The organism is Maritimibacter dapengensis, from assembly GCF_019218265.1.
Classification (GTDB): Bacteria; Pseudomonadota; Alphaproteobacteria; order Rhodobacterales; family Rhodobacteraceae; genus Maritimibacter; species Maritimibacter dapengensis.
Genome location: NZ_JAHUZE010000002.1, coordinates 1 through 13019, shown reverse-complemented (window position 1 = coordinate 13019; position 13019 = coordinate 1). Strand labels below are relative to the sequence as shown.

Below are 13019 nucleotides of genomic sequence, written 5' to 3'. Positions count from 1 at the left end.
CCGCTTGTCGCGTCAGTCCTTGCGCCTGCCCACCACGATCGGGCGCATCGCATCCCGTCCTTCGGTGATCCGGTTCCGGCTCTCGGCCCAGCGCTCCACGAAATCGCATGTGTCTCCGTAGTCCATGAAATCGTGGTAGTATTCATGGGCTCCCTCCCAACGTCGCGCGTGTTTGATCGGGCACCAATAGGCTTCGGTGCGCGCCGCCACTTCGCGAGCATAGGCGAGGACGCCGTTTCCATAACTGCAATACACGCAATTGAACTTCTGAACCCAGTTCAGGTAGGGCAGCATGTGGCGATCGACCACGATATGATCGCGGCGACGGACCCTCGGGATGCCGTAGACCGGGAAACAGATCCACATATACAGCGTCACGAACAGGTCCAGCGTCACGAAGGCGATGATGACCGAGTAAATCACTGGTGCCGTGACGACGTTCATCGGACGGATCGCCGCGACATATTCCGAGAACTTTTGACGCGCTTCTCGTTGTCTTTTGCGGATGCGTTGATCGAAGACCAGCCGACCCCGCTCGATCCTCACGCCCAGGTCTTCGCGGCGCCGGGCGTATTCGGCTTCCATCGCTTCTCGCGCATCGTGCGCGCGTTCACGCAGCATTTCCAGTTTGGCGGTCATGACCGGTTCCATTCGCAGTTTGGCAACAATCACTTCTTTTCTAGCGCATTGTTGGGCGATGGTAGCGGAAACAATTCGTTTCCGCCTTAATCATTGTTCGAATGAGCCAATTCGGGCCATTTGTAGACAAGGCCGCTTGCGAACCTTCCGCAAGATCTCTCCGGGCGGCCACCTGTGAAATCTTTCGGTCAACGACCAATTTCTGCTCTCCACGGTCCGTGTCGCGGCTACGAATTCGTAGCGCGACCGGCCTTGGTGTGGCCCCCTCCGACCAATTTACCTGCCACAGTCCGACGCTCTGTCGGACTGACGGCCCCCCTTTCGCTTCGGGTCCGGGCATGCCAGTGTCGCCGGAAAGGGGGGAGCCAATGCCGATCACGACCTGCATTTTCGACGCCTACGGCACGCTGTTCGATGTGGCCGCCGCGGCGCGCGAAGCCGCAAGGGACGATGAAAACGGTGCTCTTGCCAAAGCGTGGCAGGCCCTTGCGTCAGACTGGCGGCAGAAACAGCTTGAATACACATGGCTCCGGGCCATCACCGGCGAGCACAAGGATTTCTGGCAGGTCACACAGGACGGGCTGGATTGGGCGCTCGAAGCACAAGGCCTTGGCGGCGATACAGCCCTGCGCGAACGTCTGCTGGCGCTTTATTGGGAACTGTCCGCGTATCCCGAGGTTCCGAACGTGCTGTCCAGTCTGAAGTCCGCCGGGTTCAACACGGCGATCCTGTCGAACGGGTCGCCTGACATGCTTGAAGGCGCGGTTCGATCCGCCGGCATCGGCGAACTGCTTGACGACGTTCTCTCGGTCGAGGACGTCGGCATCTTCAAACCCGCCGATGTCGTATACAGGCAGGTCGAGACACGTTTTTCTTGTGAACGGCAGCAGGTATTGTTCGTTTCGTCCAATGGCTGGGATGCTTCTGCCGCCTGTGGTTACGGGTTCTGCACCGCGTGGGTGAACCGCGCCGGCGCACCTGCGGAACGCCTTGGCCACCCGCCGCACGAAATCCTATCCGACCTTACCCCCATTCCCGACATCGCGAGGGCCATATGAGCGAAACCAGGGACTTCACCACGCCGGACGGTCTGAAGATCGCTTTCAAGGACGACGGCGAAGGACTGCCTGTCATCGCACTGGCCGGCCTCACACGAACCCACAGGGACTTCGACTTTCTCGCGCCGCATCTCGAGGGCGTCCGCCTCGTACGCCCCGATTATCGCGGACGCGGAGGCTCGGATTGGGCCGAATGGTCGACCTATGCCGTGCCCAAGGAGGCCGGAGACATCGTCGCGCTCATGGATCACCTCGGGATCGAAAAAGCTGCGTTCATCGGCACGTCGCGAGGCGGGATCAATGCCATGTTCATCGCGGCCACCGCGCCGGAGCGCGTGATCGGTGCCTGCCTGAACGACGTTGGCCCGGAAATCTCCCGTGGCGGGCTCGAAGCCATCGACGCTTACATCGGGCGTAACCCGGCGGACGGGACGCTCGAAGATGTTGCGCGTGCGCGATCCGAGACCGCCGTCGGCTTCGCCGACGTTCCTTTGAGCCGATGGATCGAAGAGGTCGAACGGAACTACGACGTGACGCCCGAGGGTATCCGCATCAACTATGACCCGGCGCTTCGCGACAGTTATCTCGCAGCCATGGCGGCGGGTGACGCGGATCTCTGGCCGCTTTTCGATGCCCTCGCGGGCAAGCCAGTGGCCGTAATCCACGGTGAGGGATCCGATTTGCTCCTCGATGCGCACGTCGCCAAGATGAAGGAACGCCGCCCTGACCTGCGCGTGGCCGAAGTGCCAAGTCGCGGGCATATCCCGTTCCTCGACGAACCCGAAGCGCTTGAGGTCATTTCGCTCTGGCTGGACGATTGTCGATAGATTTCGCCGACATAACCGCCGCACGCGACCGGATTGCGGGCCATGCGCGTGTTACCCCGCTCTTGTCTTCCCCGTTTCTGGACGACCTGGCCGGGCGCCGTGTTCTGGTCAAGCCGGAATGCCTGCAGGTTACAGGCAGTTTCAAATACCGGGGCGCGCGGTCGGCTCTGTCGGCCATGGACCCCATCACACGGTCTCCGGGCGTGATCGCGTATTCATCCGGCAATCATGCGCAGGGCGTCGCGCAGGCCGCGCGGGATTTCGGCGTGCCGTCGGTCATCGTCATGCCCTCGGACGCCCCGGAGCTGAAACTCGCGAATACGCGCGCACTCGGGGCGGAGGTGGTCACTTACGATCGCGCTACCGGCGACCGGGATGCCATCGGTGCGCAAATCGCCCTGGAACGGGGCCTGACGTTGGTGAAGCCGTTCGATGAACCGATGGTGATCGCGGGTCAGGGCACCGTCGGGCTGGAACTGGCGGACCAATGCGCGGACCTGGGTGTCGCGAATGCGGACGTGCTCGTGCCCTGCGGCGGCGGGGGGCTCACGTCCGGAATCGCGGTTGCACTTTCGTCCAAAGCGCCGGGTATGATCGTGCGGCCGGTCGAGCCGGAGGGGTTCGACGATGTCACCCGCTCGCTCGCCTCGGGGCGAATGGAGCGGAATACGGCGATGACCGGTTCGATCTGCGACGCGATCATCACCCCATCGCCCGGCGCTCTCACGTTGCCGTTGATGCAGGCGCATTGTGGCCCCGGCTTCGTCGTATCAGATACCGAGGCTCTCGCGGCGATGCGGGCCGCTTTCCTGCGGCTCAAGTTGGTGGTCGAACCGGGCGGCGCGGTCGCGTTGGCGGCGGCGCTGTTTCAATCACGGTCGATACAGGCTGACACGGTCATCGTCATCCTGTCGGGCGGCAACGTCGACCCGGTCCATTTCACAAAATCGCTCGCGGAGTGACCCATGGATTTCACGATCGCCTCGTTCAACGTCAAGAACCTCATCGGGCCCGACAAGGAATATTACGAATTCCAAAGCTACACGCCCGAAGAATATGCGTGGAAAAAAGACTGGCTCGCGAACCAGATCGTCGATCTCGACAGCGACATCATCTGCTTTCAGGAAATCTTCGAAGAAGAGCCGCTGCGTGACGTGATCGCCGAAGCCTCGTCACGAGCGCGGGCCCTGAATGACGCGGTGATCCCGTCGAAAGGCAAGCCATACCATCGCAAGGTCATCTTCCGCAGGCTGGGGGTAGACCCGCACGACGAAAGCGCCCTCGCCTTCGCACCGAACGCTGCGGACGACGGAACACCGGGCAAGCGTCGGCCGGGCATTGCGGTCCTGTCGCGTTTCGGTTTCGCCGGCCAGCCGCAGATCATCCAGGATCTGGCAGAACCGGTGACGATCCCGTTTCAACCTCTGAGGGGTCTGGAGGGTGACATGGATGCCGGCGCCTTCGTCCTGCGCCGGCTGTCACGCCCGATCCTCAAGGTGCGCATACCGATTGGAGACCGCACGATCACGGTGTTCAATTGTCACCTCAAATCGAAGCTGGGCGAATACATCACACCAGACGGTGCCCAATACGCCCCGGAAGAAGACCTGACGCGCTATGATCCGGTCGGCCGTGCCATGGGGAGCCTCAGGGCCGCGATGCGCCGCATGGCCGAGGCCTGGGTCCTGCGCCGCGAAATCGTCGCCGAACTCGACCGCGGCAACCCGGTCATGGCGCTTGGCGATTTCAACGATGGCGAACACGCGGTGTCGTCCGAGATCATCTCGGGCGAGGTCCCGTTCCGCAATTACGCGTGGATGCTGCGCCATGATGCCGAAAGCTACGCAGACCGATACAGCGAGGAGGAAAGCCGCGCGATCACCGAAGCCGTCGAAAGGGTGCGGCTCCACTCTGCCGAAAAGCTCTTCGTCCGCAAATCGGCCCGCGACATGGTTTATACCACTGCCTTTGCGGGCGTCTTCGAAAGCATCGACCAGATCCTGATGAGCCGTCATTTCGATCCGGATTACGACGCGCGGATCGCAGATATGGACTATTTCTCTGTGTTGAACGACCACATCACGGACGGCTCTCACCCCGAGGCCCCCTACAACAAGCTCGCGTCGGACCATGGGCAGATCAAGGCGCATCTTCGCATCCGCACGTGACGTGCGTATTTCCAGGTGGCCCGAGCATCGCGGTCCGTCCAAGAACGGCATATCCGCCCCCACGTTCGAAACGACACTGAACGAAAGGTTACCAGCATGAAGACCGCCCGACTGGACGACATTCTCGTGCACTTCGAGGACCGGGGCCCGGCGAACGGGCCTGCGCTTCTGTTCGTCAATTCTCTCGGCACGGATTTTCGCATCTGGGACGCCGTCGTGGCGCGATTGCCCGAGCACCTGCGCATCATTCGATACGACTTACGCGGCCACGGGCTGTCCGACGCGCCGCCGGGTCCGTATTTCATGGGTGATCTCGTCGCCGACGCGGGCCGACTGCTCGACCATATCGCGGCAAAAGATGTCGTCGTCATCGGCCTGTCCATCGGCGGCTTCATCGCGCAGGGCCTTGCCGCGGAACGGTTCGACCTGGTCCGTGCGATGGTCCTGTCCAACACCGCTTCGAAGATCGGCACGACCGAAATGTGGGACGAACGGATCGCCGCCGTGCGTGCGAACGGCATCGAAGCACTCGCCGACGGCACGATGGAACGATGGTTCTCCCACAGCTTTCGCAAGACGCAGGCGGAAAAGGTCGCGCTTTATCGCAACATGATGACCCGCCAACCTCTCGAGGGCTACGCGGGCTGCGCAGCCGCCATCGGCGAAAGCGATCTCTACGAGTCCACCGCGCGTCTGAAATTGCCGACGCTGGGGATAGCCGGATCGGAAGACGGCTCGACCCCGCCGGACCTCGTGCGTGAAACGACGAACCTCGTGGCCGGGTCGAAATTCCATCTCATTCGCGGCTCGGGCCACCTGCCCTGTGTCGACAACCCCGATGAATACGCGCAAACGCTCATCGGCTTTCTCGAAGAACTGGGGCATCTCTGATGGCACATTTCGTTCTCGTGCACGGCTCTTGCCTTGGTGCCTGGATCTGGCGCGATGTCGTGCAGACCCTCGGCGAGATGGGTCACACCGCTCAGGCGATCGACCTGCCCTCGCATGGCGGCGAAACGACACCTGTCAACGACGTCACGCTCGACCTCTATGCCGCCGCGATCAATCGCGTGACCGACGCGGATGCGATCCTCGTCGGCCATTCGGCGGGGGGTTACGCAATCACTGCGGCGGCCGAACGCAACCCGGACCGCATCGAACGGCTGGTCTATCTCTGCGCCTATATCCCGGAGCACGGCAAGAGCCTCATCCACCTGAAACGCGAGGCCGAAGAGCAACCGCTGGACGATGCGCTCGACATAGCGGCAGACCGCAAATCATTCCGTTTCCGACCGGATCGGATCGACGCCTTGATGTGCCACGACTGCCCGCGCGGCACGTTCGACACGGCCGTGCATCTCATGGGATGGCAAGCCATCGCACCTCAGGCGACGGCACTGACGCTGACGCACGCATCGCGCGACATTCCCAAGACGGCGATCGTCTGCGCGAACGACCGGGTGATTCCGCCGGACCACCAGCGACTGATGGCTCGTGACATCGAGCACGTCGTCGAGATGCAGACCGGCCACTCGCCCTTCTTCGCCGACCCGGCCGGACTGGCTGCGCATCTCGCGCAGATCGCGGACGTAACGTAAGCCCGCGCGCCACTTGTCGGCATCGATCACGGGCCGCATAAAACCTCCAGCGCGAAACGCAGTTTCACGACAGGGAGAACCCGCATGGACAAGATCAAAGCAGCCGTCTGCCACGAATTCGGCGCACCACTCGTGATCGAGGAGATCACGATTCAACCTCCGGAAGCGGACGAGATCGAAATCGAGGTCCATGCGGTGGCGATCTGCCAATCCGACATATCCTTCGCCGAAGGAGGCTTCGGTGGCCCACTCCCGGCGGTCTACGGCCACGAGGCGGCGGGCAAGGTGACGAGGGTCGGTCCCGGCGTGAAGGGTCTGGCCCCCGGCGATACGGTGGTCTCGACCCTCATCCGCGCTTGCGGTCATTGCCCCTCCTGCCATGACGCGCGGCCCGTAACCTGTGAAACGCCTTATGACAGTTTCAACGACGCGCCGATCAGGACGGCGGACGGCGACCCCCTGTTTCAGGGGCTCGACAGCGGCGCCTTCGCCGAAAAAATCGTCGTTCACCACAGTCAGGCAGTGAAAGTGCGCGACGACATTCCGATGGACAGCGCGGCGCTTCTTGCCTGCGGCGTGATCACCGGGATCGGGTCCGTTGTGAATGTCGCAAAGGTCCGTCCTGGCCAGACGGTCGTGGTGATCGGTGCAGGAGGTGTCGGGCTGAACGCCATCCAGGGCGCGCGCATCGCGGGTGCGGCCAAGATCATCGCGGTCGACATGACCGACGAGAAACTCGCCATGGCAAAAGAGTTCGGAGCCACGCACGGTGTCCTCGGCGGGGAAGAGAAACCATGGTCGGCCGCAAAGAAGATCGCTGGCGGGCGCGGCGCGGATGCGGTCTTCGTGACCGTCGGTGCCGCCCCGGTCTACGATGCAGCGCCGCGATACCTTGCGCCGGGTGGCAGCGTCATCATGGTCGGCCTGCCCCACGCAAGGGACAAGGCGACATATTCACCGCTTGCCATGGGCAATGCCAGTCAGGGCATTCAGGGTACGATGATGGGAGACACCGTCATCGCCCGCGACGTTCCCTGGCTCGTCGATATGTACGATCAGGGCCGCCTGAAACTCGACGAATTGATCTCGAACCGCTTCTCGCTCGTTCAGATCAATGAAGCGATCGCATCGACGAAGTCCGGGTCTGCCAAACGCAACGTGATCGTGCTCAAATAGGCGGCTCGAAAATCGCGCCCCGAAAGGTTTCACGCTACAGCAACGCCGCAAATGCGCCGCTACCCTGTCGGCGCTTGATAATTGCTTGCAGAATGCCGCGGATGCGTATCGCGGTCGCGCCCCTCTGATCGACTACGTCGCTCAAGACGTCAGGACGACACAACGCGATGACGGGTCTGGTCGATGACGGACTGGTTCTTGTGGGCAGGCCATTTCGTCGATCCATTCGCCGTCTTCGAAAATACATATTGTCTACTGAAATTTTTGGGGTTTACTGTCTCGTGTCGACGCGGGACACGATGCGCCCTTGCGCGTCACTCCGACCAGCACAGGCAAGGAGACGAGACGATGGCGGCCACGCAGCATTTCGTTTTCGCATTGGTCGAGGATTTCACGCACATCGCATTTGCCTGCGCCGTCGATCCGTTGCGGATCGCGAACCTTGTCAGCGGCGAAGACCTTTACCGTTGGTCCTATGCCTCGGAGGACGGTGAGAGCGCACGAAGCTCGGACGGCACCGAAATCAAGACACATCATAGTTTCAGGGCGCTTCCGAAGAGCGACCGGCTCTTCGTCCTTTCGGGCATCGGCATGCAGCGCAAGGACCACAAGACCCTGATTGACGCCCTGCGCCGCCAGGATCGCACGACCTCGACAAGGATCGGTGCCCTCTGCTCCGGCGCCTACGTGCTCGCAAGCGGCGGGTTCCTCAATGGGATGCAGGCAGCTATCCACTGGGAATTCCACGACAGCTTCATGGAGGAATTTCCCGAAGTGAACCTCGTCCGAAACGTCTTCGTCGCCGATGAGAAATACGTCACCGCATCCGGCGGGACGGCCACGGCCGATCTCATGCTCAACCTGATCGAACAGGAACACGGCTACGACCTGTCGATCACGGTCGCGGATCAGATGGTCTACAACGCCGTGAGGAACGCCACCGCTGCCCAGCGTGTCTCCCTGCAATCGAGAAACGGGATGCGGAACGAACATCTTTCACGTGCTATCGACCTCATGAAATCCCGGATAGACGACCCCATTCCGCAATCGGCCATTGCGCGCGAGATCGGCGTTTCGCCCCGCCAACTGGAGCGATTGTTCGGTAAATACCTAAACACCTCGCCCAAGAAATACTTCATGGAACTACGGCTCGATCGCGCTCGCCACCTTCTGCTTCAAACTGAAATGTCGACAACGGAAATCGCCGTCGCCTGCGGATTCCAGAGCCCCGGCCATTTCTCACGCGTCTATCGAACGGCCTTCGGCGTAACACCTATGATGCAGCGCGGGCGGCTGAACTGATCCCCCTGACGGAGCCCTCGCACGACAAACCCTGGCATCCCTTGCCGCGCGGAGGGCCGAACCGCATCAAGGCCATCCGGAAGATCGACGCACGGGACTCAGGCCGAGTAAACCGTTCCCAAGCGATGTCGTGCGCATGACAATCTGCGCTGGCAGTCTCGATACAAGGTAGGCGAGGACCAGCGTATTCGACACCTGCACAGGGATGGCTCCGAAAAGGCAAGGCTCCCGGCATTGGCCGGCTCTTTGCATTGTGTCTGCTTGAAAATATCGAGCGCGACAGCAAGCACGACACGAGACGCGGCACGTTCACAAGCCAACCCTTCGACCGTCGATTTGGACCGCATGAATGGTGTGGTGCAAATCGCCAAAGTCATGGCAAATGGTCGCTTGGTCCGTCCATCGCCTGAGATGGCGGCCCTGAACGAGGTCTGTCGCATGGAGATCGACCACACGGCCAGCTACCCCAAAAAAGAATTCGACGCCGGAGGCCTTCAGGACCGATGACCCGTATCAATCCGCAGACACCGGAGAAATCGAAATATCACCGGAACCGATATTCGGCGCCTTTCCGACTGACCAGACATCGAACGAAGCCAAGACCAAGGATAACCGTATCTGAAAGCTCTTGGCGGTGCTCGGATGGGGTCATGTCGAATGTCAGATCAACTTGGCTCCCCGTGGGCGCAAAAAGTGATCCTGATGGCTTCTTTTTCCTCGCATTCGCCGCACAGAACCTTCCGTGTTCAGGCGAGCTCGACCCAACGTTTTTCCTGTGAAGACGTTGCGATAGCTTCCATGAGGTTCTGAATGTCCAACCCTTTGCGGAAATTGAACCTCTCAGGCCCCTGCTTCAAAATTGCTTCGATGAATCCGGCCAGTTCGATGGACTTGAGATCGTTGAATCCGATCTGGTGGCCCGGCGCGACACAGAAGCGACCGTAAGGCGCATGGACTGGCGCAGACTCGACCCGGCGAAAGCCTTGTCGCCCCTGCGGGTCGTCGGACGCATAAAACCAAAGCTCGTTGAAATGCTCCTGACTGAAGCGCAAAGCACCTTTCGAGCCGTAAATTTCGAAATCATGCTGCATCTTCCGGCCTGTGGACAGCCAGTTCGCCTCAATCGACCCGGTCGCACCCCCTTCAAATACCAGAAAGGCCCGCGTCACATCATCGACGCCAATGGCCCGGCGTCCACCCTGGCCATCAGGGCGTTCGCCGATCACAGTCACGCAATCTCCAAATACGCTGGTGATCGGCCCCATCAGGTGTTGCGCGGTGGCAAGGATATGCGATCCGATATCGGCAAGCGCTCCACCGCCTTCATCCTCGTGGCGGAACCCGAAAGGCAACGACGCATCCGCCATGAAGTCTTCGGCGTGGATGCCGCGAAACCCCCGGACCTCGCCGACCTCGCCAGCATCAATCATCTCTTTCGCAAGCGAAATCATAGGGTTGCAAAGATAATTAAAACCAAGCTGCGTGGGCACTCCGGCCCGTTCGGCGGCCTCGGTCATTTCGCGGGCTTCCGTCACGCTCAGCGCAAGCGGCTTCTCGCAATAGACCGCCTTGCCCGCCGCGATCGCCGCGAGCGCCATCTCGTGATGCATCGCGTTGGGCGTCGTGATGCTGATGATGTCGATATCCGGCTCCGCAACCATTTTCCGCCAATCGCCGGTCCCGTGCCGAAATCCGAACGCCCCCGCAGCCTGCACCGCAGCCTCTTCGGAAACATCCGCAAGGCTGTGCAGGTCAAGAGTCACAGGCAGGTCAAACACACGCGGCGCCATTGCATAAGCGAAGGCATGGGCCTTGCCCATGAACCCCGATCCGATCAATCCGACACCCAGTCGGCGCCGGGGCATCACCTCACGCGTCACGGTCCATGATCCATTTGACGGCCGGATCGGGGATGAAGCGCCATTTGCGCAGCGGGCCCGCCATGACGTTGAGGTAATACATCTCGAAGCCGTAAGGCGCGCCGCAGGGATGGTGCCCGCGCGGAACACAGACCACATCGCCGTCTGAGACGGCCATCGTTTCATCGAGCGTGCCGTCCTCGGTATAGACCCGCTGGATGCCGAAGCCCTGTGCCGGGTTCAGGCGGTGGTAATAGGTCTCTTCGAGGTAGGTGATGTTCGGGAAGTCGTCTTCGTCGTGGCGGTGGCTGGGGTAACTCGACCAATGCCCATCGGGGGTGAACACCTCGGTGACGAGAAGCGAGTCGCAGTAATCCTCGTTCTCCATCGCGATGTTGTTGATGTAGCGCGTGTTCACGCCCTTACCGCGTTCGGTGAGCGTAATACCGTCCGGCCCGATGCGCCGCGCGGGGTGGCCCGAGTGACCCGGTGCCGCGCAGACGGCGATGGTGCAATCCGTGGTGGCCATCGCCTCCCACGCCGCGTCGTTCGGGACGTAGAGGCAATGCGGCGGCGTCTTCTCAAAGACGTTCATCCGCTCGCCCAATTCGCCCCAGTCCTGCCCGGCGGCGCTAAACTGCGCCTTGCCCTCGACCATGACGAGGATCACCTCGTTGCCGCCCGTCGCCTCGGACACCGTTTCGCCGGGGCGCAGACGGTAAAGCCCGAACCCGACATAGCGCCACCCGGCGCTTTCGGGCGTGATCTGATGCACCTTGCCATGTGTGCCGAAGGGCTTTTTCAGAAGGTCAGCCATCGTCGTTCCTTTGGTTATCGTCGTCCTTTGGGTCCCAGACCACGAAGAACTGCCACGCGGCATAGAGCCCCAGCGCGGCGAAGATCATCGCAAAGCCAACCGACCCCGTCACCACTTCGAACACCGCCCAGCCAAGCGCCACGGCAACCGTGACGAGGCGCAGCCAAAGCGGGCGAAAGAAGGGAACCTGTAGGTCGAACATGGCCTAGCCTTGGATCAGCCCGGTTTCCCGCGCAAGCCGTTTCAAAGTGGCAAGCCCCAGCGTTTGGTAAAGCAGCGGGTTTCGTTGGTTGGGGTCCTGTTCCGCCTCGATCACGATCCAGCCGTCATAGCCGTTCTCGGCCAGGATTTTCAGAAGCGGGGCAAAATCAACGCTGCCCTCCTGATCGCCGGGAACCGTGAAGACACCGGCGCGCACCCCGTCCATGAAGGACATACCTTCCGCGTCCATCCGGTCACGTATCTCGGACCGCACGTTCTTGGCGTGGAAATGGCGCACACGGTCCACGTATTTCGCCAGCACCTTGGCCGGATCGCCGCCTCCGAAGGCGCAATGGCCCGCGTCGAACAACAACTTGGTCGCGGGGCCGGTCGCTGCCATGAAACGGTCGATATCATCGGGTGATTGCACGACCGTCCCCATGTGGTGGTGATAGACAAGGTCGATGCCCTGATCCGCACAGAAGGCCGCGATCTCTTCGACCTTCGCGGCGAAATCGCGCATCTCGTCGTCTGACAGAACCACGCGCGTCGAAACCGGCTGATCCAACCCCTGCACGGAGTTCGAGGTTTCACAGACGATACAGACGGTGCAACCGTTGTGCTTGAGCTTGTCCAGATGCGGCTGAATCGCGGCCTTTTCGTCCTCGACGCTATGGGCCAGCAGGTTCAAAGAATGCCAACCCGAGATAAAGACCATCCCATAGTCCGCCAATAGCGCACGCAGCGCTTCGGGGTCATCCTGCGGCCAGCGGTGGCCGTTCTCGATCCCGACAAAGCCGATCTGACGTCCTGCTTCGTCCAAAATGCGGTCGGTGGGAATATTCGCGCCAAGCGACTGGTCGTCGTCATTGGCCCAGGCGATGGGGTTGGTGCCGAAGCGGATCATGATTCACCTCAATTGGTCAACGTGGCCCGAGCAATCTGGCTCAGGTATTCTGCGTATCTGTCCGTCTGTTTCTTGCGGTCAGAGACTTCGGGCACGGCCACGTCCCAGAACGCGCCATGGTCGCCCGCCTTCGTATCCAACCCGGTGCCGGGGAAGTCGTTGGCGATGGTTTCGATCACGATCACCGTCGGGATGTCGCGGTCCCGTGCCGCCGCGATCTCGGCTTCCAACTGGTCCGTGTCCCCGGCCTTGACCGCATGGGCGCCCATGCTCGCCGCATGGGCGACATAGTCGATCTCCGGCTGCACCTCGACGTTGCAGTCGACATACATGTTGTTGAACGGCTCCCCGCCGCAGCCCATCGTCTGAAGCCGGTTGATGCAGCCGTAGCCCCGGTTGTCGGTCAAGACGACCGTGAACGGCACCCGGCGCATCACCGCCGTCGCCAGTTCGCTGTTGGCCATCAT

Annotated in this window: 14 protein-coding genes; 8 read left to right on the top strand and 6 right to left on the bottom strand. The window is 61.5% G+C overall.

Going from position 1 to position 13019, the window contains the following annotated elements:
- Positions 1–12 precede the first annotated feature (12 nt).
- A complete protein-coding gene (locus KJP28_RS06310) occupies positions 13–639 on the bottom strand; it encodes a hypothetical protein (RefSeq protein ID WP_255552255.1) in 627 nt (208 codons plus the stop codon).
- A gap of 368 nt (positions 640–1007) precedes the next feature.
- Between KJP28_RS06310 and KJP28_RS06305 the strand changes: the two genes are divergently transcribed.
- From KJP28_RS06305 to KJP28_RS06270, 8 genes are all read left to right on the top strand, one after another.
- Positions 1008–1697, top strand: coding sequence for a haloacid dehalogenase type II (locus KJP28_RS06305; protein ID WP_218391732.1), 690 nt, complete (start codon positions 1008–1010; stop codon positions 1695–1697).
- A complete protein-coding gene (locus KJP28_RS06300) occupies positions 1694–2524 on the top strand; it encodes an alpha/beta fold hydrolase (RefSeq protein WP_218391731.1) in 831 nt (276 codons plus the stop codon). The genes KJP28_RS06305 and KJP28_RS06300 overlap by 4 nt, the downstream gene beginning before the upstream one ends.
- Positions 2521–3486 (top strand): threonine ammonia-lyase, encoded by a 966-nt coding sequence (locus KJP28_RS06295; protein WP_418887926.1) that lies wholly within the window; start codon positions 2521–2523, stop codon positions 3484–3486. Before KJP28_RS06300 ends, KJP28_RS06295 begins: the two co-directional genes overlap by 4 nt.
- A 3-nt stretch (positions 3487–3489) precedes the next feature.
- A complete protein-coding gene (locus KJP28_RS06290) occupies positions 3490–4692 on the top strand; it encodes an endonuclease/exonuclease/phosphatase family protein (protein WP_218391729.1) in 1203 nt (400 codons plus the stop codon).
- A gap of 96 nt (positions 4693–4788) precedes the next feature.
- Complete coding sequence (gene pcaD / locus KJP28_RS06285) at positions 4789–5583, top strand: 3-oxoadipate enol-lactonase (RefSeq protein WP_218391728.1); 795 nt, start codon at positions 4789–4791, stop codon at positions 5581–5583.
- Complete coding sequence (locus KJP28_RS06280) at positions 5583–6290, top strand: alpha/beta fold hydrolase (protein WP_218391727.1); 708 nt, start codon at positions 5583–5585, stop codon at positions 6288–6290. The genes pcaD and KJP28_RS06280 overlap by 1 nt, the downstream gene beginning before the upstream one ends.
- Positions 6291–6374: 84 nt before the next feature.
- Positions 6375–7466, top strand: coding sequence for a Zn-dependent alcohol dehydrogenase (locus tag KJP28_RS06275; RefSeq protein ID WP_218391726.1), 1092 nt, complete (start codon positions 6375–6377; stop codon positions 7464–7466).
- Positions 7467–7814: 348 nt separating this feature from the next.
- The gene (locus KJP28_RS06270; protein WP_218391725.1) at positions 7815–8768 is read left to right on the top strand and encodes a GlxA family transcriptional regulator; all 954 of its coding nucleotides are present in this window, start codon (positions 7815–7817) and stop codon (positions 8766–8768) included.
- A gap of 746 nt (positions 8769–9514) precedes the next feature.
- On the opposite strand, the gene KJP28_RS06265 is transcribed toward KJP28_RS06270, so the two are convergent.
- The 5 genes from KJP28_RS06265 to KJP28_RS06245 all read right to left on the bottom strand — a co-directional run.
- A complete protein-coding gene (locus KJP28_RS06265) occupies positions 9515–10633 on the bottom strand; it encodes a Gfo/Idh/MocA family protein (RefSeq protein WP_218391724.1) in 1119 nt (372 codons plus the stop codon).
- 4 nt (positions 10634–10637) lie between these two features.
- The gene (gene iolB, locus KJP28_RS06260; protein ID WP_218391723.1) at positions 10638–11444 is read right to left on the bottom strand and encodes a 5-deoxy-glucuronate isomerase; all 807 of its coding nucleotides are present in this window, start codon (positions 11442–11444) and stop codon (positions 10638–10640) included.
- Positions 11437–11646: a DUF3329 domain-containing protein gene (locus tag KJP28_RS06255; protein WP_218391722.1), complete on the bottom strand. Its 210-nt coding sequence runs from the start codon at positions 11644–11646 to the stop codon at positions 11437–11439. Before KJP28_RS06255 ends, iolB begins: the two co-directional genes overlap by 8 nt.
- Before the next feature lie 3 nt (positions 11647–11649).
- Entirely contained in the window at positions 11650–12552 is a 903-nt protein-coding gene (gene iolE / locus KJP28_RS06250; protein ID WP_218391721.1) for a myo-inosose-2 dehydratase, read from the bottom strand.
- 8 nt (positions 12553–12560) lie between these two features.
- A partial coding sequence (locus KJP28_RS06245) for a thiamine pyrophosphate-dependent enzyme (RefSeq protein WP_255552254.1) occupies positions 12561–13019 on the bottom strand: 459 nt, incomplete at its 5' end.

Coding starts and splice junctions, on each gene's coding strand:
- KJP28_RS06310 (WP_255552255.1), bottom strand. CDS start 639: ATGACCGCCAAACTGGAAATGCTGCGTGAACGCGCGCACGATGCGCGA.
- KJP28_RS06305 (WP_218391732.1), top strand. CDS start 1,008: ATGCCGATCACGACCTGCATTTTCGACGCCTACGGCACGCTGTTCGAT.
- KJP28_RS06300 (WP_218391731.1), top strand. CDS start 1,694: ATGAGCGAAACCAGGGACTTCACCACGCCGGACGGTCTGAAGATCGCT.
- KJP28_RS06290 (WP_218391729.1), top strand. CDS start 3,490: ATGGATTTCACGATCGCCTCGTTCAACGTCAAGAACCTCATCGGGCCC.
- pcaD (WP_218391728.1), top strand. CDS start 4,789: ATGAAGACCGCCCGACTGGACGACATTCTCGTGCACTTCGAGGACCGG.
- KJP28_RS06280 (WP_218391727.1), top strand. CDS start 5,583: ATGGCACATTTCGTTCTCGTGCACGGCTCTTGCCTTGGTGCCTGGATC.
- KJP28_RS06275 (WP_218391726.1), top strand. CDS start 6,375: ATGGACAAGATCAAAGCAGCCGTCTGCCACGAATTCGGCGCACCACTC.
- KJP28_RS06270 (WP_218391725.1), top strand. CDS start 7,815: ATGGCGGCCACGCAGCATTTCGTTTTCGCATTGGTCGAGGATTTCACG.
- KJP28_RS06265 (WP_218391724.1), bottom strand. CDS start 10,633: ATGCCCCGGCGCCGACTGGGTGTCGGATTGATCGGATCGGGGTTCATG.
- iolB (WP_218391723.1), bottom strand. CDS start 11,444: ATGGCTGACCTTCTGAAAAAGCCCTTCGGCACACATGGCAAGGTGCAT.
- KJP28_RS06255 (WP_218391722.1), bottom strand. CDS start 11,646: ATGTTCGACCTACAGGTTCCCTTCTTTCGCCCGCTTTGGCTGCGCCTC.
- iolE (WP_218391721.1), bottom strand. CDS start 12,552: ATGATCCGCTTCGGCACCAACCCCATCGCCTGGGCCAATGACGACGAC.